Origin of the sequence: Anaerotignum sp. (assembly GCF_051877975.1) — a bacterium.
GTDB lineage: Bacteria > Bacillota > Clostridia > Lachnospirales > Anaerotignaceae > Anaerotignum_A.
Genome location: NZ_JBJEJK010000020.1, coordinates 38,590 through 60,785, shown reverse-complemented (window position 1 = coordinate 60,785; position 22,196 = coordinate 38,590). Strand labels below are relative to the sequence as shown.

General features: G+C 44.6%; 24 protein-coding genes. 5 read left to right on the top strand and 19 right to left on the bottom strand.

The genetic code is table 11. From position 1 onward, the window contains the following. Window positions 1-149: 149 nt before the first annotated feature. The gene (locus ACI39P_RS03845) at window positions 150-464 is read right to left on the bottom strand and encodes a DUF6514 family protein (RefSeq protein WP_439719372.1); all 315 of its coding nucleotides are present in this window, start codon (window positions 462-464) and stop codon (window positions 150-152) included. Between the two features lie 305 nt (window positions 465-769). On the opposite strand from ACI39P_RS03845, the gene ACI39P_RS03840 reads away from it, so the two are divergent. After that, window positions 770-1,432: a PAS domain-containing protein gene (locus ACI39P_RS03840; RefSeq protein WP_439719371.1), complete on the top strand. Its 663-nt coding sequence runs from the start codon at window positions 770-772 to the stop codon at window positions 1,430-1,432. A 76-nt stretch (window positions 1,433-1,508) separates the two neighbouring features. Here ACI39P_RS03840 and trmD read toward each other — a convergent pair whose 3' ends face one another. The 10 genes from trmD to ACI39P_RS03790 form a co-directional block, all read right to left on the bottom strand. Continuing rightward, the gene (gene trmD, locus ACI39P_RS03835) at window positions 1,509-2,252 is read right to left on the bottom strand and encodes a tRNA (guanosine(37)-N1)-methyltransferase TrmD (RefSeq protein WP_439719370.1); all 744 of its coding nucleotides are present in this window, start codon (window positions 2,250-2,252) and stop codon (window positions 1,509-1,511) included. A gap of 1 nt (window position 2,253) precedes the next feature. After that, a complete protein-coding gene (rimM, locus tag ACI39P_RS03830) occupies window positions 2,254-2,763 on the bottom strand; it encodes a ribosome maturation factor RimM (protein WP_439719369.1) in 510 nt (169 codons plus the stop codon). Window positions 2,764-2,839: 76 nt separating this feature from the next. Continuing rightward, window positions 2,840-3,400, bottom strand: coding sequence for an STM3941 family protein (locus ACI39P_RS03825; RefSeq protein ID WP_439719368.1), 561 nt, complete (start codon window positions 3,398-3,400; stop codon window positions 2,840-2,842). 70 nt (window positions 3,401-3,470) lie between these two features. Continuing rightward, entirely contained in the window at window positions 3,471-3,701 is a 231-nt protein-coding gene (locus ACI39P_RS03820; RefSeq protein ID WP_439719367.1) for a KH domain-containing protein, read from the bottom strand. A gap of 25 nt (window positions 3,702-3,726) precedes the next feature. Continuing rightward, window positions 3,727-3,975 carry a 30S ribosomal protein S16 gene (rpsP, locus tag ACI39P_RS03815; RefSeq protein WP_439719365.1) on the bottom strand — a complete coding sequence of 83 codons (249 nt, stop codon included), beginning with the start codon at window positions 3,973-3,975 and terminating at the stop codon, window positions 3,727-3,729. Window positions 3,976-4,054: 79 nt separating this feature from the next. Next, window positions 4,055-5,404 carry a signal recognition particle protein gene (gene ffh, locus ACI39P_RS03810; RefSeq protein ID WP_439719364.1) on the bottom strand — a complete coding sequence of 450 codons (1,350 nt, stop codon included), beginning with the start codon at window positions 5,402-5,404 and terminating at the stop codon, window positions 4,055-4,057. 16 nt (window positions 5,405-5,420) lie between these two features. Continuing rightward, window positions 5,421-5,771, bottom strand: coding sequence for a YlxM family DNA-binding protein (ylxM, locus tag ACI39P_RS03805; RefSeq protein WP_439719363.1), 351 nt, complete (start codon window positions 5,769-5,771; stop codon window positions 5,421-5,423). 158 nt (window positions 5,772-5,929) lie between these two features. Beyond that, window positions 5,930-6,475, bottom strand: coding sequence for a hypothetical protein (locus ACI39P_RS03800; RefSeq protein WP_439719362.1), 546 nt, complete (start codon window positions 6,473-6,475; stop codon window positions 5,930-5,932). Between the two features lie 12 nt (window positions 6,476-6,487). Further along, window positions 6,488-7,084 (bottom strand): alpha-ribazole phosphatase, encoded by a 597-nt coding sequence (gene cobC, locus ACI39P_RS03795; RefSeq protein WP_439719361.1) that lies wholly within the window; start codon window positions 7,082-7,084, stop codon window positions 6,488-6,490. Between the two features lie 101 nt (window positions 7,085-7,185). Beyond that, a complete protein-coding gene (locus tag ACI39P_RS03790; RefSeq protein ID WP_320791520.1) occupies window positions 7,186-7,347 on the bottom strand; it encodes a DUF1540 domain-containing protein in 162 nt (53 codons plus the stop codon). 279 nt (window positions 7,348-7,626) lie between these two features. On the opposite strand from ACI39P_RS03790, the gene ACI39P_RS03785 reads away from it, so the two are divergent. Both ACI39P_RS03785 and ACI39P_RS03780 read left to right on the top strand, forming a co-directional pair. After that, window positions 7,627-8,712 (top strand): S-layer homology domain-containing protein, encoded by a 1,086-nt coding sequence (locus tag ACI39P_RS03785; protein WP_439719360.1) that lies wholly within the window; start codon window positions 7,627-7,629, stop codon window positions 8,710-8,712. A gap of 141 nt (window positions 8,713-8,853) precedes the next feature. Next, window positions 8,854-9,075: a hypothetical protein gene (locus tag ACI39P_RS03780; protein WP_320791382.1), complete on the top strand. Its 222-nt coding sequence runs from the start codon at window positions 8,854-8,856 to the stop codon at window positions 9,073-9,075. Window positions 9,076-9,191: 116 nt separating this feature from the next. Here ACI39P_RS03780 and ACI39P_RS03775 read toward each other — a convergent pair whose 3' ends face one another. Beyond that, on the bottom strand, window positions 9,192-9,755 hold the full coding sequence (locus tag ACI39P_RS03775; RefSeq protein WP_439719359.1) for a hydrolase: 564 nt from the start codon (window positions 9,753-9,755) through the stop codon (window positions 9,192-9,194). Between the two features lie 175 nt (window positions 9,756-9,930). On the opposite strand from ACI39P_RS03775, the gene ACI39P_RS03770 reads away from it, so the two are divergent. Next, a complete protein-coding gene (locus tag ACI39P_RS03770; protein ID WP_439719358.1) occupies window positions 9,931-10,416 on the top strand; it encodes an S-ribosylhomocysteine lyase in 486 nt (161 codons plus the stop codon). A 155-nt stretch (window positions 10,417-10,571) separates the two neighbouring features. Here the strand turns inward: ACI39P_RS03770 and ACI39P_RS03765 are convergent, their stop codons facing one another. From ACI39P_RS03765 to ACI39P_RS03735, 7 genes are all read right to left on the bottom strand, one after another. Then, entirely contained in the window at window positions 10,572-11,090 is a 519-nt protein-coding gene (locus ACI39P_RS03765) for an HD family phosphohydrolase (RefSeq protein WP_439719357.1), read from the bottom strand. Window positions 11,091-11,394: 304 nt separating this feature from the next. Further along, on the bottom strand, window positions 11,395-11,748 hold the full coding sequence (spoVAE, locus tag ACI39P_RS03760) for a stage V sporulation protein AE (RefSeq protein ID WP_439719393.1): 354 nt from the start codon (window positions 11,746-11,748) through the stop codon (window positions 11,395-11,397). A 4-nt stretch (window positions 11,749-11,752) separates the two neighbouring features. After that, window positions 11,753-12,778 (bottom strand): stage V sporulation protein AD, encoded by a 1,026-nt coding sequence (spoVAD, locus tag ACI39P_RS03755; protein WP_439719356.1) that lies wholly within the window; start codon window positions 12,776-12,778, stop codon window positions 11,753-11,755. An 11-nt stretch (window positions 12,779-12,789) separates the two neighbouring features. Then, window positions 12,790-13,236: a stage V sporulation protein AC gene (gene spoVAC / locus ACI39P_RS03750; RefSeq protein WP_439719355.1), complete on the bottom strand. Its 447-nt coding sequence runs from the start codon at window positions 13,234-13,236 to the stop codon at window positions 12,790-12,792. 130 nt (window positions 13,237-13,366) lie between these two features. Then, on the bottom strand, window positions 13,367-13,792 hold the full coding sequence (locus ACI39P_RS03745; RefSeq protein WP_439719354.1) for a stage V sporulation protein AB: 426 nt from the start codon (window positions 13,790-13,792) through the stop codon (window positions 13,367-13,369). Between the two features lies 1 nt (window position 13,793). Next, window positions 13,794-14,408, bottom strand: a complete 615-nt coding sequence (locus tag ACI39P_RS03740; protein ID WP_439719353.1) for a stage V sporulation protein AA — start codon at window positions 14,406-14,408, stop codon at window positions 13,794-13,796. Window positions 14,409-14,580: 172 nt separating this feature from the next. Next, the gene (locus ACI39P_RS03735; RefSeq protein WP_439719392.1) at window positions 14,581-20,580 is read right to left on the bottom strand and encodes a DUF4011 domain-containing protein; all 6,000 of its coding nucleotides are present in this window, start codon (window positions 20,578-20,580) and stop codon (window positions 14,581-14,583) included. A 339-nt stretch (window positions 20,581-20,919) separates the two neighbouring features. On the opposite strand from ACI39P_RS03735, the gene ACI39P_RS03730 reads away from it, so the two are divergent. After that, the gene (locus tag ACI39P_RS03730; RefSeq protein ID WP_439719352.1) at window positions 20,920-22,161 is read left to right on the top strand and encodes a Y-family DNA polymerase; all 1,242 of its coding nucleotides are present in this window, start codon (window positions 20,920-20,922) and stop codon (window positions 22,159-22,161) included. Window positions 22,162-22,196: the final 35 nt, after the last annotated feature.

The window sequence follows — 22,196 nt, the reverse complement described above, 5'->3', positions numbered from 1 at the left end:
AAAACATTTTTCACATCTGCAAACGGATTTCCGACAAAATCACCCAGTATGCAGGTCAGCACTTACCTTAAGCTGCTTCAAAAGCTTCGCAAAAACGAAAAAAGGCCTTCAATTCTTTCGAATTGAAGGTCTTTTTTATGGGCAGGATATCAGCATGCCGGAAGAATCCCTTCGTCATCTTCCTTCCACTCTTTTTCTCCAACAAAATCATCATATAATGCAGCCAGTTCTATCGGCAGCGCATTGCCCTTCCAAAGTTTGCTGATGAATCGTTCTACTTCTTTCTTCTGTTCAGAAACACCCAACGTATCTTTTTCGCAGATTCCGCAGGCATCCATTCTTTCTATTTCCACACCATAAATTTTGCCAGATTCGCCAGAACGAATCAAAAGAGAATATTTTAGAATATATTCTTTGCACAGCCCATCGCGAATCTTTTTTTCGCCAATTAAAATTTTTTTCATTCGTTCCACCCTCCTAATATCATCTTATCTATTTCTGTATTTCTATCTTTTCTGATAATATTATAAGGGATAAGTGCATTAAATTCCTGTTAAGAACCCTTTTCTTTTCTTCCTTAACATCATTTTAACAACATCTTTTTTGTAATGAAACACAAAAACAGATGAAAAAATTTCAGTGAAATGAAATATTTTCACTAAAAACCACCTCTGCCCCTTGCAAAAACATTTGTCTATCATGTATAATACAAGAATTAAAGAGTCATTTTGTTGTTAGGGGCAACAAATATCACATATGGAGGTACACTATGGAAAACACGATCACCATTCTGACCGAAAAGGATAAGGCGATTTTGGAATCTTACACGAACGTTGCTGACGGTCTGGCAGATTTCTGGGGGGAAAATTGTGAAGTGGTTATCCATGATTTGTCCCATCTGGATTCTTCTGTTGTTAAGATTATCAACGGTCATCTTTCCGGCAGGCAAATCGGCGCACCCATTTCTGAAGTAACGCTTGGTTTTTTGAATAAAATGATGGCAAACCCCGCAATGCATCACGTAACATATTTTGCGAAAAACAAACGGGGAGAAGCTTTCAAAGCATCCATTTCCGCCATTGAAGGAGAAAATCACAATATCATTGGTCTTTTCTGCATCAATTTTTATTTGAATGCATCTCTGTTATCTTTTATGCAGACTTTCACGCCTGCATCAAAAGCGGAAACAGAAAATATCTCTGAAACCTTTGTAGAAAATGCAGAAGAACTGATGCTGAATGCACTGGAAGATGCCAAAAAAGCTGTTTACAGTAACTTGGCTATCTCTTCTTCCAATAAAAATAAAGAGATTATTGCGCTGTTGTATCAAAAAGGCATCTTCAATCTGAAGGATTCCGTCATTACCATTGCCAACCATCTTGGTATTTCCAAAAACACAGTATATATGCACATTAGAAATATGAATAAATAACACATAAATCATTGAAAAGATTGACACAAAAAGGAACTGATCTATACGCAATTGATACGCAGTCAGTTCCTTTTTCTTATTCTTTCTCTATTATGATCCCCTGCTCCTGCAGGAATTGTAAATCTTTTTTTGTCAGTTCTGCTGTTTGCAGCAGATCCGGACGTTTCTTTGCCGTCCGCAGCAGAGCCTGCTCCCTGCGCCATTTTGCCACATTGCCATGGTGTCCGCTCAAAAGCACCTCCGGCACCTCTCTGCCCATAAATACAGGGGGGCGGGTATACTGGGGATATTCCAAAAGGCCATCAGAAAAACTTTCATCCGCAAAGGATTCCTCCTTACCCAATACACCGGGCACCAGACGGGATACCGCATCGATAATAGTAATCGCCGCCAATTCACCGCCCGTCAGCACAAAGTCCCCCAAGGAAATTTCATCTGTAACGATTTCTTCAATGAGCCGTTCATCCACCCCTTCATAATGCCCGCAGAGAAATACAAGGCTTTCTTCCTGGGCCAGCTCTTCCGCAATACGTTGGGTAAAAGGTCTGCCCTGGGGTGTCATGTAGACCACCCTCGCCCCTTTCGCTCTGGGCATCAGGCTCTGATAAGCGTCATAAATGGGCTGCCCCTGCATTACCATGCCCGCACCGCCGCCATAGGGGTAATCATCTACATGTTTCTGTTTATTCAATGTGTAATCCCGAATATTGATGGCTTCCACAGAAATAAAGCCATCCCTCTGGGCCCTTCCCATAATACTGTGGGAAAGGGTCTGCTCAATCATTTCGGGGAACAATGTCAATACAAAAAACTGCTTCATTTTATCTCAGCCCTTCCAACAGATGTACCGTCATAACGCCAGCTTCTATATCTACTTTCAGAATACAGTCCTTGATGGCAGGGATCAGCAGTTCCTTTGCCTGGGGGTCTTTTTTCACAGCATAAACATCATTTGCACCGGTTTCATAAATTTTCACCAGCTCGCCTAACTCTTCCCCTTCTTCTGTCACAACCCGCAAGCCGTACAGATCACGGGTATAGTATTCATCCTCTTCCAAAGGAATGGCAACCGCATCGGGAATCAGAATACGCCCGTTTTTATACAGCTCTGCCACGTTGATATCATTGATTTCCTTTACTGTCAGCAGGATCATATTTTTCTGATATGCTACCTTCTGTACATGGAAAACCTCTTGCTTTCCTCTGATCTCTATGGTAACTTCTTTCAATTTTTCAAAACGCGTTGGATCCTGTGTCGTAGGAAATACACGCATGGTACCACGGATACCATGCGTACCTGTAATTTTACCAATTTCAAAATATTTTTCCATATTTCACCTCTATTTTCTCAAGGGATTTCCCTGCAAAGCTCCACAAAGGGAAACTTATATTTATGATGAAAAAAAATCATTTTTGTCTTACTTTTTCAAAAATCTTTTCCATTTTCGAAAAAAGCACTTCCGGGTCTTCCCCCAACTTTTCCAAAGGAAGATATACCAACTGGTGCCCTTTTTCTTTCTCCATCCGCATTTCTCTTTTCTGCCGTTTCGAGAAATTTCTCAAGTATTTATTTTCGTCTTGAAAGACAAATTCTATAAACCAGCTATCATCAATGCAGTTCAGATAGATTCTCTCCACCGCTTTCCACGGAATAAATTCAACTGACATTGTTCCCAGATAAGAATGTACCCCTTCCGCGTCCGCCAGCAGAGCAATTTCGCCCTTCGTCGCACCCCGAATGATGGTTATCGCAAACCATAGTATCACTATGATGCAAAGAACAGCCAAAGTACTGAATAATAACAAAAGGAGATACAAAGGCAAAGCCCGCCATGCAAAATCCCCCATATCCTTCCAGAAATACCACAAAAACCAGAGCAGCGGGATACAGAAAAGAACAGAGCCAGGAATCAATTTTAGGCTTCTTTTATCTAGAACCTTCTTTCTGATGATGATCTTCTCTTCCACTGCCAACCCTCTTTTCCTTACAAAAAAGGCGGCAGGAACATTCCCACCGCCGCTATCGTAGCCTTCCTGCTTACTGCACGATCTCTACGATGATTTTTTTGTCTTCATGGATGCCAGCAGCCTTTACCACAGTACGGATCGCTTTTGCGATTCTGCCCTGTTTGCCGATGACTTTACCCATGTCCTCGGGAGCAACCTTCAGTTCCAGAACCAGCGTACGTTCGTTATCTGTTTCTGTAACCACTACCTGCTCAGGATGTTCCACAAGTCTTTTCGCAATGACTTCTAACAGTTCTTTCATAAATCGGCCTCCCGTTGATTCGGAATTATTCGCCAATTACGCCAGCTTTTTTCAGCAGAGCTTTTACTGTATCGGAAGGCTGTGCGCCATTTGCCAGCCATTTGTTTGCTGCTTCTGCATCAACCTTCAGAACTACGGGTTCTTTTGTAGGATCATAGATACCAATTTCTTCGATGGATTTACCATTTCTGGATGTTCTGGAATCTGCTACAACGATTCTGTAAAAAGGTGCTTTCTTTGCGCCCAGTCTTTTCAGTCTGATTCTTACTGCCATGATTTTGTCCTCCTAAAAATAAATACTTAGTGATTAATGTTTCTTTATCTCTTGATTCCTTTCGGAATGAAGTTTCATTTTAGCGGAAGAAAGGAAGCTTGCCTTTCTTACCTTTCTGCATATTGTTCATCTGCTTCATCATTTTCTTCATTTCTTCAAACTGCTTGATGAGGCGATTGACATCTGCAATGCTGCGGCCGCAGCCTGCAGCGATACGTTTCTTTCTGGGGCCATTCAGAATAGAAGGATTTGCTCTTTCTTCCTTCGTCATGGATTGGATGATGGCTTCTGTTCTTGCCATTTCCTTTTGGGGGTCAACCCCATTCAATGCAGAATCCAGATCGATCTTACCCATACCGGGGATGCCGGGCAGCATACCCAGCAGGTCTTTCAAAGGACCCATTTTTTTGATCTGCTGCATCTGAGAGAGGAAATCCTCCAGTGTAAAATCGTTGGCACGCATCTTCTTCGCCATGTCAAGGGCTTCCTGTTCATCGATATTGGCCTGTACCTTATCGATGAAAGAGAGCACATCGCCCATGCCCAAAATACGGGATGCCATTCGGTCGGGGTAGAAAGGCTCCAAGTCCTCCATTTTCTCGCCCATACCGATATATTTAATGGGTTTGTTGGTCACACTTCTGACAGAGAGCGCAGCACCGCCTCTGGCGTCACCGTCCAGCTTTGTCAGGATGATACCATCCACACCCAACTGACCGTCAAAGCTTTCCGCAACTGTGACAGCGTCCTGACCTGTCATAGCATCGACCACCAGCAGAATTTCCTGGGGTTTCACTGCCGCTTTGATATCCTGCAGTTCCTGCATCAGTTCTTCATTGATATGCAGTCGGCCCGCAGTATCGATCAGGATCACATCATGGTGCTGTTCTGCGGCGTACTCCAAGGCTTTCTTGGAAATCTCCACCGGGCTGATCTCTGTGCCCATTTCAAATACGGGGATGTTGTAATTCTTCCCTACAACCTGCAGCTGCTTGATAGCAGCAGGTCTGTAAACGTCGCAGGCTACCAGCAGAGGATTTCTGCCCTGTTTGCGGAGCTGCCCTGCCAGCTTGCCGCTGGTCGTTGTTTTACCGGCACCCTGCAGACCTACCATCATGAAAACCGTAGGCGGGCGTCTGGAAAAGGTCAGCTGGCTTTGGGTCGTCCCCATCAGGTCGATCAGTTCTTCGTTTACAATTTTAATGACCTGCTGACCGGGATTCAGCCCCTGCAGCACTTCCGTGCCTACGGCACGTTCTGTTACCTTTTTGATAAATTCTTTTACGATCTTGAAATTGACGTCTGCCTCCAGAAGCGCGATCTTTACTTCACGCATGGCAGCCTTTACATCTGCTTCTGTCAGCACACCTTTACTTCTCAGCTGCTTGAATACCTCCTGCAGCTTATTGGAAAGATTTTCAAATGCCATAGATCGCGACCTCCTTTCAGGACAAGATTTTATCAGCGATTTTTTTCATTTTGGAGATTGCCTTTACCATGGAAGCATCGGGATTTTTCTGTTCCATCCCCTCCATGATCCGCTTCATTTCCTGTACGGCTTTTTTCTGTGCTTGGAAACGGGAAATCAGCTGCAATTTCTCTTCATAGCCCTGCAGGATCTTTTCCGTTCTCTTGAGCTGATCGCGGACAGCCTGTCGGCTGATGGATAATTCTTCGCCGATCTCCGTTAAGGAAAGATCGTTCTGGTAATGCATTTCATAGACCTGCTTCTGTTTTTCTGTCAGCAATTCGCCGTAAAAATCATAAAGCAAAGTCAGCTGCAAAATATCATCCATCGTTTTCCTGCCTCCTGTAAAGGATAACTACTTTACAATCACCTTAGATATCCTACCAGACAAAGCGCCCATTGTCAAGTATTTTCCCTTTACAAACAAAACTTTTTTTAAAAAGCGTGTTTTTCTTGAAAAATCAAGGCTTTTACAGCCCTATGTCCTTATAAGATGCACATTTTTTCCCTTGCTTTTTCAATATTTTCAAATATCTTGTAACACGGTTCCAAATGTATTTTTTCCGCAAGGGATTCCTGCGGCGCAGAAAGCCCGAACAGCATTCCTAAGGCCGCCCTTTCCCCTTCCGTCTCCTGCAAATCCACCTTGTCTCCCGTAATTTTTTCTTTCCAGCCCGGTTCAAAAATAATCATCTGCACAAAGGTGCGGAAATCTCTTGCTACAGTCCAGCATTCCAGTTTTTTGGAGATAAAATAAATAGGGCTGCCCAAATCTTTTTCTGCATAAGCAAAATATCCGCCTTCACCGTCATGGGCAAAAAGCGTCAGCTTCGGCACAGGGTAGAAATCCAGATTCGGGATAGTTCCTTCAAAAATCAAAAAAACCCCTCTTTTTCTCTGAAGAGAAGTAAAACCGGTTTCCTCACAGGTCATAATAAAAGGCGCAAAGCCTTTCCCTGCTGGGATAATTTCTTTTCCTTCCATTTCAGGTATCTTTTCCCTAGTCTCCATATCTATATATACTTTTTCCATAGTTTTCCCTTCTCATTTCAAAATAGCGGGATAATTGATGCAATCATAAGTGATTTTCTTTTCAGAGACCCAGACAGCACTATAATGCCCCTGCTTGGAATTGAAATTCCAGAAACCTTTGGGGCCTGCCCCCGTCAGATGGCAGTGCATAGCACTCAATGCCCCATTATGAGACACAATCAAAACATGCTTGCTCTTATTTTCCCGAATGATGCGTTCCAGCCCTGCGGTCACTCTATTATAAAAATCCATAAAGGATTCTCCCTCCGGCATCACGCAGTCCACCCAGTCTGTCCTCCATTTTTGCCAAGCGGTTCGGTCTTCCTCCGTCATTTGTTCCCAGGTTCGGTTTTCCCATTTTCCATAATACAATTCACGAATATCAGAGACTGCTTCGACAGGCCTGCCATTGGCAATGATTTCTGCTGTATGTAAAGCCCGCTTCAAATCGCTGGAATAGATAGCATCTACGGGAATATCCCGAAAGGCCTCCCGCAGTTCTTCTGCCTGGGCAATGCCTTTTGCATTGATATCCGCATCCGTCCAACCGTAAAACATATTGCGGGCATTCATTTCCGTTTCTCCATGGCGCACAAAATATAACTTCATGTTCTCACCCCCATGTTTCATTGTACGACAGAACCCTGCTTCTATGCAAGAGAAAGCGGACGCCCCGAATTCTCGAAACGCCCGCTCCCTTTTCCTTGTCCTTATTTCACTGCAAAGGACATGCAGTCTGTGCACTGATCCTGTGTAGGATTCATTTCATGTGTACCTACCTGGATAGAATCCAGTGTGCAGTAATTTTTTGTGCCGTGGTGGTGTCTGCACTGTTCTACTGTACATTTGATACATTCATTACATTTTTCCATGTGAAAATCCCTCCTCAAATTTGTTACAACCCTAGTATGCTCTGTTTTTCCGAAAACATAACAGAAGTTTTTTCTTTTTTCAAAAATAGCATCCCAACGGAATGCTTCGGCAGCCAAAGAAGATATCCATTTTATTTTTCAAAAAATTTGCGGAATTTTTAAAGATTCTTTCAAAATTTTTAAACTTTTCCAGATTTATTGAAGCCTTTCTATGGAATTGCTATAGTTATTTTATCATAAATAAATTAAAATATTTTTCTAACTAAAGGAGGAGAAAAAATGAAACGAAAAATAGCTTTGCTTGCAGGTCTCAGCGCCGCTATGGTAATGGGAACTTCAGTAAATGCTTTTGCGAATGAGTCAGAAATGCCTTCCGCAGCAGCCACCAGAGAAACTGTCGTTACAATGTTGTGGAAGCAAGAAGGGGAACCAGTGGTAAATTATGCCATGCCCTTTACCGACATCGCCGGCGATGCCACAGAAGCTGTACGCTGGGCAGCTGCAGAGAAAATCGTCAGCGGCTATGGGAATGGCAAATTTGAGCCTGACCTTGAAATCACCCGGGAACAAATGGCGGCAATCCTCTATCGATATGCCGCCTATCGGGGGCATGATGTTTCCATTGGAGAAAATACAAATATCCTGAGTTATGCGGATGCTTTTCACATCAGCGAATATGCCGTTCCCGCCGTTCAATGGGCCTGCGGCAGCGGCGTCTTTTCTGGAACAGAAGAAGGGATCCTACCCTCTGCATCTGTAACAGAGAAAGATGCGGCAGCAATGATAGAAAAGGCTGCCTCACCCAAAAACACAAAAATCATTGCGGAAATACCAGAAGAATCTATTTCGCTGCTTCATGAGGGAGATGGGAATTTCGTATTAAATTCCAAAGATGCCCAAGCGAACATCCAATGGAACTGCCTTGTGGACAACAGCTATCAGCCGGTTCTCACCCTTACCGACCTTAACGGCGATGGAAAAGATGAAATCTGTATCATCCTGACACTCGGTGCCGGAAGCGGGTTCCACGTGGAGGGAATCGCCGTCTACGAAAAGGATGACCTTCAGGAATATTTCGTACCAGATCCCCGCGAAATTGCCGAACCCCTGATCAGCTATGATGAAACGGCAGATAAATACCTCATTTCCACAAAAGATGGTATCTCTGAAATCACTGACTTAGGCAGCTATGGCAAGCTGGTTTTCAGCGACAATGTCAGATATACCATTGCAGACCATAAACTGACTGCTACTGTATTGCTCCAGACATCTCCGGATACTTTCTGCGGAGAACTGCAAATAGAATATCAGCCTGCCACAGGAGGGTTTATCCTGCAGGAAGCCACTTTCTCCCCAAACAGATAAACAAAAAATCTAAATAAAAAGCAGGGAACCTTCTGAAAGCAACCGTTTCTGCCGTGCCTGCCAAGAAATCGCCTGCCTTGACAGAAATACTGTTATGCCGTATGCTTACATCAGTTGATTCATCAAAAAGGAGTGCATCCCATGGCAGAAAAGAAAACCACAGCAAAAAAAACAACGGCAAAAAAAGCTGCCAGCACGACAAAAAAGCTTTCTGTCACCTTGGATAAGGAAACCTATGCCCTGCTGGAAGAATATATCGCTGAATTTGGCTTCAGCAAAGATGAATTTGTCAAAAAAGCCATTCAGGAAAAAATCAGTCGGGATAAGATCAGTTCTATGATCGATTCCATGATAAAACTCTAAAAAATCCCCCTCTGAAAATCCAGAGGGGGGTTATTTTTTGGAACCATCTTTCTTTTTACATTGGCAGATCCATTAACTTTTTTTGCTTCGTATTGAGAATGGAAAAACCATTCGCTTTAGGCATTTCTGTCGTCTGATTTCATGCCGTCCAGTGTCTTTTGCATCAATTCATCCAATTCCCAGCCAAGGCGTTCTGCGCCTTTTTTGATGATTTCACGATCGCAGCCAGCAGCAAAATGTTTATCTTTGAATTTCTTTTTGATAGATTTTACTTCCATATCCTTTACACTCTTGGAAGGGCGCATCAGAGCAGCCGCACCAATCAGCCCCGTCAGTTCGTCCACTGCAAATAAAACCTTTTCCATTTCATGTTCCGGTTCAACATCACAGCAGATTTCATAACCATGGCTGGCTACTGCATGAATCATTCTTTCATCGATATCCTTTTCCTTCATGATTTCCTGCACCTTTATACAATGCTGATCGGGCCACTGTTCAAAATCCAGATCGTGCAGCAACCCTACGTTGCCCCAGAAATCTACTTCATCCCCATAGCCCATCTCTTGTGCCAGATAACGCATAACGCCTTCTACTGTTTCCCCGTGGCGCAGGTGAAAAGGTTCTTTATTATATTCATTCAGCAGTTCCCATGCTTCTTCTCTCGTTAAAACTTTCCCCATCATTATTCCTTCTTTCTTCAAATGTTTTTTCTTTTGTACATTATAGCGAACTTCCGGACATCCTGCAATAGCTTTTCACAGGTATACAGTATGAAATGCAAAGGCTTGCATTCCCTTCCCAAAATGTGTAGAATGGAACACAAATGAAAATTTATTGAAGGAAAGGATGAATACAATGGACGTAACAAGCTTTGGCATTGACCATAACCTGCTGCTGCGGGGCATTTATGTTTCCAGAAAAGATACTGTCGGCGATGGCATTTTGACCACCTTCGATGTGCGCATGAAAGAACCTAACCGCGAAATGGTCATGGATACTTCCGTGATGCACACCATTGAACACCTGATGGCAACTTTTTTCCGAGCACACCCTGTATGGGCAGAAAAAACCATCTATGTCGGCCCCATGGGCTGCCGCACCGGGATGTATGTGATCTTCAAAGGCGATCTGGAATCTGCGGATGTCGCTGAGATCATGAAAGAATGCTATCAATATATGGCAGACTTTACGGGAGAAATCCCTGCCGCAAAACCTGAAATGTGCGGGAACTATCTGGATCATAACCTGGGTATCACAAAAATTGAATGTCAGAAATTTGTGGATGAAGTGCTTTCCTGTATCAAAGAAGAAAACATGATCTATCCCAGACAGAATGGCTGAAAATAAAACCCTCTGAAGCAGGGGTTCCTGCGAAAGCAAATTCCTTTTCAGAAAAACAACAGCCGTAAAAAAAGACACTAAAAATAGTGTCTTTTTTGATTTCAAATCTCAAATATTCACTTTTAAATGTGCCATCCGAATTCGTCCAGCAAGGATCAGGAAGCATAGCTTCTTCTGAACATCTGTGCATATTTACGTTCTGTGAATTCACATACCGCACAAATTTTATCCACAAATGTAATAACAAAGGATTCGATATAGCGAGGCGGAACAAGTGTACAAGGCCACATATGCTTTTTAATCGCGTCAATTTCCACTTTATTCAGCTCTGTGATTTTTTTCGCGTTATCCAATGCAACGCGAGGGTGCCAAGATGCATGACCGGAACGAATATATTTTTTTACCCGCCAATCGTAGAAATATAAATCATGCAGTAAGCCTGCTCTGGCTGCGGAACGATAATCCCAGCCCATCCTGCGGCAAATCAAAAAGCTGTAATAGGATACATTTATACTATGCTGAAGTCTGCTTGTATTGCAATGCTGTGTGTGCAAATCCAATTTTTGAACCTGCTCATTGTAGAGGATATCTCCAATACATTCCTTATACTCCGCCAGCAGCTGATCTTCATCTAAGTTGCTGAAATCCTTGCGGGACCCAATAGCGCTGTGCATGGGCTCCACTTCCTTACCTATTTATTTGCATATCAGCAAAGAGAGAAATCCATCACCCTATTATTCCTGATTTATATGAAAATACGGTAACAGCTTTATATTACAAATACATAAAAACACTCTTTTGTATTTGAAATACTCTTCACTTTTGCTTTTCTGTATTATATCATAATTTTATAGAAATGTATATGAAATAATACCTAAAATTCCATTAAAATTTTTAGAAAAAATATCGGCAGGAATCCCCATAAATTCTTTATTTAACCTAATTTCTTCATGCCTTTTAAAAATTAAAGATTTTTCTTTATTTTTCTTTCGGATCTGCCAGCAGCGCCGCTAAAAAAGCAAAGAATACCGCTGCCGTCACGCCCCCTGCTGCCGCCTTCATGCCTCCGGTAAAAATCCCCAGAAAGCCTGCGCTGTTCACTTCTTTTATCACGCCTTCCGCCAAACGGAACCCAAATCCGGTCAGGGGAACGGTTGCACCCGCCCCGCCAAATTCTTCAATTTTTTTGTATATGCCAAGTCCGCCCAAAATGCACCCCAGACAAACATATAATACCAGGATCCGCCCGGACATCAGCTTTGTTTTATCGATCAAAATCTGCCCGATGACACAAATGATGCCGCCGACCAAAAATGCTTTCAAAATCTCCATCATATCAATCTGCCCCCTTTTTGCAGCCTTCGATCACAAGCCCATGGGCAATGCCGGGAATGGGCTGCCCCTGCTGAGAAGAAGTGGGGCTCATCAATGCCCCCGTGGGGATGAAAAGCATCCGTTTGATCTCCCCGGAAAGCAGCTTTGGATAAAAATACCCACAGAAGGTTACCGCAGAACAGGCACAGCCGCTGCCCCCTGCATGGGTATCCTGCGTCTCATCATCGAAAATCTCAATTCCGCAGTCTGTAAATCGGCTGTCCATTTCATACCCTTCCTTCGCCAGCAATTCTGCCGCCAGCTGCCTGCCTACCGTTCCCAAATCCCCTGTGGCAATCACGTCATAATCCTGCGGGGTTCTGCCGGTATCCTCAAAATGGGCCTGCAGCAGAGCTGCCGCAGCAGGTGCCATAGCCGCCCCCATGTTGTTGGCATCGGTCACCCCCATATCCACAATTTTCCCTGTGGTAATTTCCACAATTTTCGGCCCCTCTCCTTTTCTTGCCAAAACCACAGCCCCATCCCCCGTTACTGTCCATGCAGCGGTAGGGGGTCTTTGTGTTCCCAAGGGCAGCGGGAAGCGAAACTGCTTTTCCGCCGCACAAAAATGACTGGATGCCCCCGATAACACATGATTGGCAAATCCCCCATCGATCAACATAGCACCAAGGCTCATGGATTCCCCCATGGTGGAACATGCCCCAAACAGGCCGAAAAAAGGAATGTTCAAATTTTTGATACCAAAGGTAGAACCGGTACATTGATTCAACAAGTCGCCGCAGAGCACATAATCGATATCTTTTGCTTTCAGATTCGCTTTTTGAACTGCCAATTCCATATTTTTTTCAACGAATTTACTTTCTGCCAATTCCCATGTTTTTTCTCCGAAAAAAGGGTCTTCCACCTTTTGATCAAAATAGCTGCCCAGAGGTCCTTCCGCCTCTTTGGGGCCAACGGTAGACGCTGCGGAAAGAATCACGACCCCCTCCGAAAGGCGAACCGTCTGTTTTCCAATCTTCTTACTCATCTTCTTCACCTCTATTTCACAAAATAATAAACCAAACCGACCAGCATGGAAGTCAACGTGCCATACACAATGACCGGCCCCGCCACGATAAACATTTTTGCGGCCATACCGAACACCATGCCTTCTTTTTTAAATTCAATGGCAGGCGAAACGACGGAATTGGCAAACCCTGTAATTGGCACAATCGTCCCTGCGCCGCAGAATTTCCCCAGCTTTTCATACCATCCCAAAGCTGTCAGCAATGCGGAAAGCGCGATCAATGTGATAGAAACCAGCAAAGCCGCTTCTTCCTTGGAAAAATCCTTCCCTGTAAAATAATTTGATAATAGCTGCCCAATGATACAGATGATGCCGCCGGAAACAAAAGCTTTCAGGCAGTTCATCAAAATGGGGCTGTTGGGTGAAGCCTTCTTCACCATTTTGTCATATTCCTGTTGTGCTTTTTTCGTTGTATCCAAATGAAACCCTCCTTGATTCGCCAGCTTGACCATGCTGATGCAGTTCCAGCAAGCAGGCAAAGTCTGCATAAGAAATAAATACGGCTAAAGGAAAAGCCCTCTTGTTTTTTTCTTATAAAACGCAAAAAATTTATAAAACATAAAATCCGTCTACTAAAAAATACGCCAGTGAACCGAACACTTTCCCCAAAGCAAAGGCCAGCACCAACCATTGCAGCCCCTTTGTTATCCGGGCACGCCGCAGCATGATCGGCACTACGTTCAGTACCTCTGTCAATGCCATTGCCAGCACGCCGACAAACACACCGGTACAAAACCCATATCCCCCTAACAGGAAAGGAATATCCGGAAACCGATAATCCATAAACATGGCTGTTGTGCCAAAGATACCGCCTAATACGATTGCATCCTCATAAATGCGAATATATTGCTGGGTCTTGGTGCGCTTTGCCATACGGGGCACGATGCCAATGGCGGCAATAAAAGCAAATGTCCCCGCTGCCACCAGACACCCGGAAGAAAGTCCAAAAAAAATCAAAAAAAGAGATTTTGCCATATCACGCCCCTCCCTTGCGCCGATTCAGATAATCGATAACGCTGGCGTTTGTTTCTTTTTCGTATGTCGTCATTTCGATTTCGATGGGCGTCGGGTCCTGCGTCAGGGAAATTTTGGAGAAATGATTAAAAAATACAATAATGCCAAGCCCCAGGCCAATGCTGTATGGAATGGAAAGCAGCTTGGGAATCTCTTTATTTTCTCCAAAAAACATGTAATACATATTTTCAAAGACCAATGGCACCTGTGTATCCGAATGGAAACACATAATCGTTGTAGATGCCCCCACAAACAAAACCAGCGAAACAAAAAAGACCTTCGCCCCCAGCCAAAGGGGATTCCTTTTTGCAGCCGTAGGCAAATATTCAATTAAAATATCCATTTCCCCCACATTAGAGATTGTGGCATCAGGCCATTTTTGATTCAACACCTTTATAATATCCACCACCGAAAGCAGATAGGTCTTTTTCCCTTCTTCCGGTATTCGAAACACCACCAGTTTTTCTGCTTCACCTGCTGTCTGCCCGCCGATGAATACCTCTGCAATATCCCGCAGGAGTACCTCTCTTTTCTGCACGATCTGGGCTTTTTCTACAGGCTTAATATATATATCCATTTCGCGCCACCTTTCCAAATGCTTTTGGTTAGTATGGCAGTCCTTTTGGAAAACATGCAAAAAAATAACGCCCACCGATTTCAGTGAGCGTTACCGCATTGCATTTTCGTTTTCCTGTAGGCTTTTGCGTTCTTAGAACAGTCCGCATCTACAGATGCAGCCGAAAAAGCTGTTATTTGTTAAGTACAAACTTCTTTTCTTCATCCTGCAGGATTTCTCCGGTCTTACGGCCATACTTCAGGCCTCTCTCAACGGCAGCAGCCAGCGCAGTACTGCTTCTTGCGTAGCCCATTGTCCGAATCACTGCCTTGATAAGGCCTTCCTTATCCTGAGCGCCCTTTTCTTTCAATGTAATGCAGACAGCATTTTTCAGTTCCTGCTGGCAAATCTCATCCATAGTTCTCCTGTCACCGGAATTCGCATCATTTCTGTATACTCTGTACAACTCCGGATCTTGATCCTTACGCCAATAGAACTTAACTCCGGCCTGCTTATTCATTCTTGCCGAAACTTTCTTCAGCGCTTTCTCTGTAGCTTCCAGCGTCTGTGTGCTGGATCGGGCAATATGAAATGCCCGCAGCGTTTTCTTGATCAGCCGGTCATAAGTAATGGGGGCCTCTGCATCCATGATCTGCTGCATCTTTTCAGCGATCAGCGCCAAGTTTTCCTTCTTAATGTAATCAGCTGTTGAAAGCTCTGTTACTTCAACATCCGCAGCAACATATTCTTCTGTGCGATATTCCAGTTCCGCCGCATCCGCCTGCGCAATCAAATGGATTGCTGCATTCTGCCCAGAAGCCACAATGACATCCGCCGCTTCCGTTATAGGATTTTGAACCATAAATCGTTCCTCTGCATCAAGCACCGTTTGCTGCTCCGGCTTTGCTTTCTCTGGCTCATTCTCCTCCATGGGCTCTTCCACCGTTTCCGGTTCAGGCTTTTCCTGTTTTTCATCTGTAATATCGGAAGAATCCTCTCCTGCGGCAGCAACATCCTCTATCGGCTCTTCTGGTGCCTCTTTTGTATCATTTATGTGCTGTTCCAGATAAACTTGATATGCCGCTTTCTTCTTTTCCTCCAGCAGCTGCATCAGATTGGACAGTTCTTTATCCCGGTTATCCCACCAATCCATCGTCCAGATACGATGCAGTTCCCAGCCCAGTCCCTTCAGAACACTGATCTGCGCTACTTCACGATCCTTTGTATTGGAAGACTGCCGATAGGAATCTCCGTCCAGCATAATCCCTAACAAATATGTTTCCGGATTATATGGATTGATCACCGCAATATCCACCTTAAACTTAGAATGACCAACGGCCTTCTGATACTGATAGCCGCCATTCGTGATAGCCTGGCAGATATGCTCCATGATCCCCTGATCCTTCTGCACTCTTGTTTCTACATATTCTCCCTGCAGTTTTCCCTTTTCCGCAAATTCCAGGAAATCTTTCAGAGCCTCAACGCCTTTGGACTTTGTCCTTCGCAGATCGATCATATCTGCAGTCATGGTGGTAAATACCATCATTTCAGATCTTGCACGAGATACCGCCACATTCAGTCTCTTCCAGCCGCCATCCTTATTCAGCGGCCCAAAGTTCAGCAGCAGCTTGCCATTGGCATCCGGGCCAAAGGAGATGGAGAACAGGATGACATCTCTCTCATCCCCCTGAACATTCTCCAGATTCTTGACAAACAAGGCTTCTTCTCCGATATTCGCCCATTGATCGAAAGCAGCATCTTTCTGATACTCTTCCTGCAGCAGATCTTCAATCAAAGTCTGCTGGCTGATATTGAACGTAACCACTCCAATCGTCTGATGCCTCAGTTCCGGATCTTCATACCTTCTCCGAATTTCTGCAACAATGGCCTTTGCTTCCCCTTCATTGACACGGCCTTTTCCGCGGTCAAAGAAACCATCTGCTTTAACCAGGCTGACTCTCTTTTCTCTGTCGTTTACCGACGGGAACGTCAGCATAGAATTTTCATAAAATTCCTGGTTACTGAAAGCAATCAGACTTTCGTGCCTGCTTCGATAATGCCAATGCAAATAAGCAGAAGGCATACCCAATGCCAGGCAATCATCCAAAATGCTGTCCAAATCTTCAATATCCAGATTATCTTCATCAACTGTATTTCCAGCGAAAAAGCTGGTAGGCGGCATCTGATTCGGATCCCCTACAATAACTGCGTTCTTCCCTCTGGCCAGAACCCCTACTGCCTTGCAGGTAGGCAGCTGCGATGCCTCATCAAATATAACAATATCAAACAAGTCATTCTCTGCTTTCAGATACTGTGCGGCAGAAATAGGGCTCATCAGCATACAGGGGCAAAGTCTGGTCAATATATGGGGAATCTGTTCAAACAAAGCACGAATAGACAAGCCTCTCCCGTTACTGCTGATCGCTCTTCTTAAAATATTCAGTTCCTTGCTGATTTCCACAGAATCCTGAGCCGTCGGCAGCTGGTGTGTCAGCTGATAGAACATTTCTTCTTTGGTCAGCTCCATAAATTCCTGATCTAATTTCTTGAACTGAGCAATCTTCTCATTAAAGCTGATACCGGTAAAACCATTGAGAACCGGTTCATTTTCAATAACAGTCAGGATGATGGTTCTGTAAATGGATCTGAGATAAACGGTCATTACTTCATCGTGAGGCAAACCTGCTTCGTATGCATTGCATATAGGAGCCAGCCCCCGTTCTCTGCATTCTGCATCAAACTGTTTGTATACAATCCAGTTTTTCATAGAAGCTGTATTTTCAAGGATACAGGAACACAGTGCAAGGCGGCTGTCCATCCAATTCTTTCCATCCTCCGCAAAATTAAGCTTCAGCAGTGCTGACGCTTCCGCTTCTGTTTCTTTCACCTTCTGAAGAGAATCGATCAGGCATTTCGCCTTTTGCATACAGTTGGAAAGCGTTTCATTTTCTTCCATCTTTCCTATCTCTTCAGCGAATTGCTTCATTTCCTGTATCTGCCTTTTAACACTGGCTTTATATTCCTGCAGCGCCGTCAAAGTCGGATGATTCTGTAATATTTTCTTCCACTCATAAGACAGCCCAGCCTCTGCATCCATGATTTCCTTCTGCTCCTGCTGATAGAAAGTAATATCCGTCAGGTAAACCGGAATACGATCCGTCTCTACTGTAAATGCCGCATAGGCCTGCAGTTCAGAAGTCAATGCTGCCAATGCCTTGCCCTTGCCAAAGAATTTCTTATTAGCCTGGTCATACTTCTGGCGGAAACTGTCCATATCCATGCGCAGGAAATTTTCATTCCACTGAGAAAGGAATTCGGCCTTCTTTTCCAAAAACGCATTCTGCTTTTCCAGATAGAGAATCGGTGTCGAAAATTCCAGCTCCACATCATTGCACTGTCTTAAAAATACAGGAATTTCCTCTGCAGCAATGATACCTTGGGCATAGCTGCAGGTATTCTCCCATTCTGCTTCCGTCACCGGAGGCGCAATGCCTGCCATCTTTACAAAAGCCGATACATTATCTCTATACTTCTCCAATGCGGAAACATACGCAAGGACAACACTTTCCAAATCAAATTTCAAACGTTGATTGTATTCCGTCTGCTGTACCGCAGCCAGCGGATGATGATGCGGATGTCCGATCCCCTTGCCGGCTGCAATCAATCTTTCCAAGCTATGCACCTGATGATCCAGGTCACTTTCCGTAAGGGAAGCTGCATAGGCATGGTCAAAGCGCACACTTTTATCCAGTTCCGGAATCATTTCATAAATATCCATCAACTGGCGAAGGCTCTTGCCAAATGGGCGCTTTGCGTGCAGGGCTTTCGCATAGGCATCCAGATCGGCACGCATCTGCCTGATGTCCTGTATCTTCTTATCATAATCTGTAGCAAGTCCCTGGACACCAATTTCCAGACCTCTTTTTAGCTGATCGAGTACAGCCTTCTTGGTAGCCTTGTTGGAATGCAGTTCCAGGCAAAAATCCTGAATGCCAAGGGCAGCTAACCTCTTCTGCACAACCTCAAGAGCCGCCATTTTCTCTGCCACAAACAGGACTGTCTGTCCCTTCGTAAGCGCATTGGCCACCATTGCCGTAATCGTCTGAGACTTTCCGGTACCCGGAGGCCCATGCAGCACAAAGCTGACCCCTGCTGCTGCCATGTTGATTGCCCGAAGCTGGGAAGAATCCACCGTTACAGGAAGATAAGCCTCATCTGTATCCACACCTTCCGGAATCCTGCAGTCCCACTCAACAGCACCATGCATCAAGCTGCGGACAATTTTATTTTTTTCCAGAAATTCTTTGTTGCTGTGAATATCATTCCACATCACAAATTGCGAAAAAGAGAAATTGCCAATAAACCCAACTTCTACCACATCCCACATAGGAAGATTCATGACTGCGTGGCGGATCATTGCGAATATCTTCGGCAAATCCAAGCCATGCTCATCCATCGGCGGCGGATTCAGACCGCCAATCCGCACTCCATAATTCTGCTTTAAGAATTCCAGCAGTGTAATATTGATTTGTGCATCCTCATCACGCATGCGCATTGCATAACCTTTGCTGGCCGATTTACGGATAATATCGATCGGAACCAGGACAACCGGCGCATACCTTGCCGTTTCTTCTTTTTTTCCTTCAAACCAACGCAGAAGGCCCAGAACCAGGTACAGCGTACTGGCGCCATTCTCCTCCATAGAAGTCTTTGCAGAACGGTACATCTTCGTCAGGCAGCTGTTTAATTCATTCTCTGTATACAGAGAATGCAGCCGCCGGTGCTTACTCTCTAACGCGATAAAATCCTTAAATGGCCCCAGTTCTCCCAAGGCTTCTACCGGTATCCCGCCATCGCCGGCAATAGACATATCAGCCGGCCGCGGCAAAACCTGAAATTCTTCACCATCTGAAAGCGCATCCTCCAGAATACTTACATCAGAAGACAAAAGGGGAACAACAGCCTTTGTCATTCTCATATTGATCAGCATATTGCGGAGGCTTAAATCCAAAAGCTTCCGTTCCCACTGTGTCAGCTTAGTAACCGTCTCTTTTTCAAAGGAATCCGGCAGATCAAAGGTATGTTCGATTGCTTTCGGTGCATTCGTGACATCCTCTTCCCTGCGTTCCTCATGCTGCACTTCAAAGCCGCCTGCTGTCTTCACTCGTACCGGCAGTGGGCGGATGCCCATGCTTCTTGCACGTTTGACATCAATGACAAAAGCAAAGCTATTGTAATTCGACACATTCCGTTCTGCCAGGGCAACGGCCTCATCGAAACTCCGATTCCTTCCGGCGCACATAGCCGTACATTCCACGACAATCATCTCATGAATCCCCTTGGACATGCGCTTTTCCAATTGAGACGGATCATCCATGATCATATCTGAAAAAGATTCCTCCAACAGCCAGACACCAGCAAAAATATGCCCCTTCATCATAACCATGACCGGATTCAGCCCCATAGCTTCCAGACAAGCCACATAGAGTAATGTCATATCCATGCAGGTTCCCAGGTGCTGATCCAGCACCGCATCCGCCAGGCGAATTCTCTGGCCAAATGCCTCAAAGCTTGAAGGCGGCTCCGCATAAGTAATATTTTTTTGCTGAATGGCAGCATAAGCAGCTGCCGCCATGTTTTTAACCCGATTGGGATCATCAAACTGATATCCTGCAAGAGACGGATCACCAGTCCATTTCTCCAGATACTTTGCTGCCAGCTGGATCATACTTGTAACTACAGGATGATTCGGCATGGAAAACGCCGCCAGAAGCTCCGGTGTATACTGAAGTCCCGGCCATTGATCAAAGGCAAGCGCTGTAATCGTCACTGTCTGCGCCGCTAATTGTGTCTCTGCAAAATAAACCCCTACCGTTAGCTGGCAGGAGCTTCTCTCTGTAAGAGAAGCCAGATACTCTGCATTGATAGGAACATCCAGGTTTTTAAAGTGCCGTTCCTCCCCCGGCTTTATCTTTTCTACAGCAAATTCAAAATTTTCAGTCAAACCATTGCTGGCGCTGATTCTTACAATGAAATCATCCAAATCAGCTTCGGAAATATTTTTGATGCAGACATCTCTGACAATATGCACCCCGTTATGGACGATGGCATACGTCAGCACATCATCAATCTCGCAGGATAATTGCAAGCGATTCTTCGCTGTTTGCCCTGCTGCCTGTTTTTCTTCTTCCATCAATTCCACCTTAATCCCCCCTGTCCTACTTATCATTCATCGGCCTATCTGTTATATGCCTCCTGTAGTTTCTTTTCGGCCTTTTCACTATCTAAAGTTCCATCTTACGCTGCTTAAAAATTCAGTATAATGTCACAATTTGTCGATACCATTATTATATCTAAATATGACATCGCGGGCAATCACCTTTCTGCAGCTCTTGAGAAAGTTTATATTTATATTACAAGCTATGACAGTGCCCCTCTTCATCCAAATCCTTTCTTTCATTGCAAAATACCAGTCAACATGATATTATATAAGAAAATACGTTCGTCTTTTTAAAAAATGGGAGGTACTTCTATGGGCAGGGTCATTTTTCATATTGATGTCAACAGTGCTTTTTTGAGCTGGACTGCCGCCGAACGTCTGAAAAATGGAGAAAAAATAGATTTACGCACCATTCCTTCTGCCATCGGCGGAAGCAGTGAAAGCCGACATGGCATCATCCTTGCAAAATCTACCCCTGCCAAAAAATATGGCGTTACCACTGGGGAACCCATCGGCATGGCTCTGCAGAAGTGCCCTGACCTTGTCGTCATTCCGCCGGATTTTCCCCTCTATTCCCGTTGTTCCCACGCCATGTTCCAAATCCTTTCCGCATATTCCGACCGCATCGAGCAATTCAGTATCGATGAAGGCTTTCTTGACTACACGGGAATGGAACGTCTCCTCGGCTCTCCTCTGGAAACAGCAGAAAAAATACGTACCCGTATCCGGGAAGAATTGGGGTTCACCGTAAATATCGGTGTCAGTTCCAACAAACTTCTGGCGAAAATGGCAGGGGAATTGGAAAAACCTGATAAACTCATCACTCTCTTTCCTGAAGAAATGCCGGAAAAATTCTGGCCGCTTCCTGTAGAAGAACTTTTTATGGTGGGCAGAAGAACTGCCCCCCGCCTGCGAAAAATGGGCATCCGTACAATCGGAGAACTGGCAAAATATCCGCAGCCTCTTTTGGAAAAGGAATTCAAAAGTTTCGGGCGAATGCTGCATGCCTATGCCAATGGCATCGATGATACCCCTGTGGCTTCTTCCACGGATTCCTGTGAAACCAAAAGCATTGGCAACAGCACTACTACGCCCCATGACGTAACAGATAAAGAAACGGCTTATAAAATCCTGCTGGCACTGTCAGAAACCGTCTCCATGCGCCTGCGCTGCAGCAAGCTTTGTGCCCAGGAAATCGCTGTTACCCTGAAATCCTCCGATTTCAAGGTCTATTCTCACCAGAAACAGCTGCTTAACGCCATCGACTGCACCAATGCTGTTTACGAAACCGCAAAGGAGATCTTTGATGAAGTCTGGAAACGGGAGCCTCTGCGTCTTTTGGGCATCCGCGCCGGAAAGCTCTGCGAAGAAGATTGTATCCAACTTTCCATTTTGGATCAGGATTGGAGCAAGCAGAAAAAGGCAGATGCCGCCATGGACGCCCTCCGCCTGAAATACGGCAAAAATGCCGTCCGCCGCTCCACCCTTGCCAATGGAGATGAAACCTCTTATGAAGGCGGAAAATTAAAAATAAATAATCACATCTTAAAATAAAAAAAGCGTGAAACGTTTCTCTAAAATAAAACGTT

Bases quoted from the DNA above. Each gene is read 5' to 3' on its own strand.
- rimM (WP_439719369.1), bottom strand. From the start codon at position 2,763: ATGGAAAAATATTTTGAAATTGGTAAAATTACAGGTACGCATGGTATC.
- ACI39P_RS03800 (WP_439719362.1), bottom strand. From the start codon at position 6,475: ATGGAAAAAGTATATATAGATATGGAGACTAGGGAAAAGATACCTGAA.
- ACI39P_RS03845 (WP_439719372.1), bottom strand. From the start codon at position 464: ATGAAAAAAATTTTAATTGGCGAAAAAAAGATTCGCGATGGGCTGTGC.
- ACI39P_RS03730 (WP_439719352.1), top strand. From the start codon at position 20,920: ATGGGCAGGGTCATTTTTCATATTGATGTCAACAGTGCTTTTTTGAGC.
- ACI39P_RS03790 (WP_320791520.1), bottom strand. From the start codon at position 7,347: ATGGAAAAATGTAATGAATGTATCAAATGTACAGTAGAACAGTGCAGA.
- ACI39P_RS03770 (WP_439719358.1), top strand. From the start codon at position 9,931: ATGGACGTAACAAGCTTTGGCATTGACCATAACCTGCTGCTGCGGGGC.
- spoVAE (WP_439719393.1), bottom strand. From the start codon at position 11,748: ATGGAGATTTTGAAAGCATTTTTGGTCGGCGGCATCATTTGTGTCATC.
- ACI39P_RS03765 (WP_439719357.1), bottom strand. From the start codon at position 11,090: ATGCACAGCGCTATTGGGTCCCGCAAGGATTTCAGCAACTTAGATGAA.
- ACI39P_RS03785 (WP_439719360.1), top strand. From the start codon at position 7,627: ATGAAACGAAAAATAGCTTTGCTTGCAGGTCTCAGCGCCGCTATGGTA.
- ACI39P_RS03840 (WP_439719371.1), top strand. From the start codon at position 770: ATGGAAAACACGATCACCATTCTGACCGAAAAGGATAAGGCGATTTTG.
- ACI39P_RS03820 (WP_439719367.1), bottom strand. From the start codon at position 3,701: ATGAAAGAACTGTTAGAAGTCATTGCGAAAAGACTTGTGGAACATCCT.
- ACI39P_RS03735 (WP_439719392.1), bottom strand. From the start codon at position 20,580: ATGGAAGAAGAAAAACAGGCAGCAGGGCAAACAGCGAAGAATCGCTTG.
- ylxM (WP_439719363.1), bottom strand. From the start codon at position 5,771: ATGGATGATATTTTGCAGCTGACTTTGCTTTATGATTTTTACGGCGAA.
- ACI39P_RS03775 (WP_439719359.1), bottom strand. From the start codon at position 9,755: ATGGGGAAAGTTTTAACGAGAGAAGAAGCATGGGAACTGCTGAATGAA.
- ffh (WP_439719364.1), bottom strand. From the start codon at position 5,404: ATGGCATTTGAAAATCTTTCCAATAAGCTGCAGGAGGTATTCAAGCAG.
- cobC (WP_439719361.1), bottom strand. From the start codon at position 7,084: ATGAAGTTATATTTTGTGCGCCATGGAGAAACGGAAATGAATGCCCGC.
- ACI39P_RS03740 (WP_439719353.1), bottom strand. From the start codon at position 14,408: ATGGATATATATATTAAGCCTGTAGAAAAAGCCCAGATCGTGCAGAAA.
- ACI39P_RS03745 (WP_439719354.1), bottom strand. From the start codon at position 13,792: ATGGCAAAATCTCTTTTTTTGATTTTTTTTGGACTTTCTTCCGGGTGT.
- trmD (WP_439719370.1), bottom strand. From the start codon at position 2,252: ATGAAGCAGTTTTTTGTATTGACATTGTTCCCCGAAATGATTGAGCAG.
- ACI39P_RS03780 (WP_320791382.1), top strand. From the start codon at position 8,854: ATGGCAGAAAAGAAAACCACAGCAAAAAAAACAACGGCAAAAAAAGCT.
- spoVAD (WP_439719356.1), bottom strand. From the start codon at position 12,778: ATGAGTAAGAAGATTGGAAAACAGACGGTTCGCCTTTCGGAGGGGGTC.
- rpsP (WP_439719365.1), bottom strand. From the start codon at position 3,975: ATGGCAGTAAGAATCAGACTGAAAAGACTGGGCGCAAAGAAAGCACCT.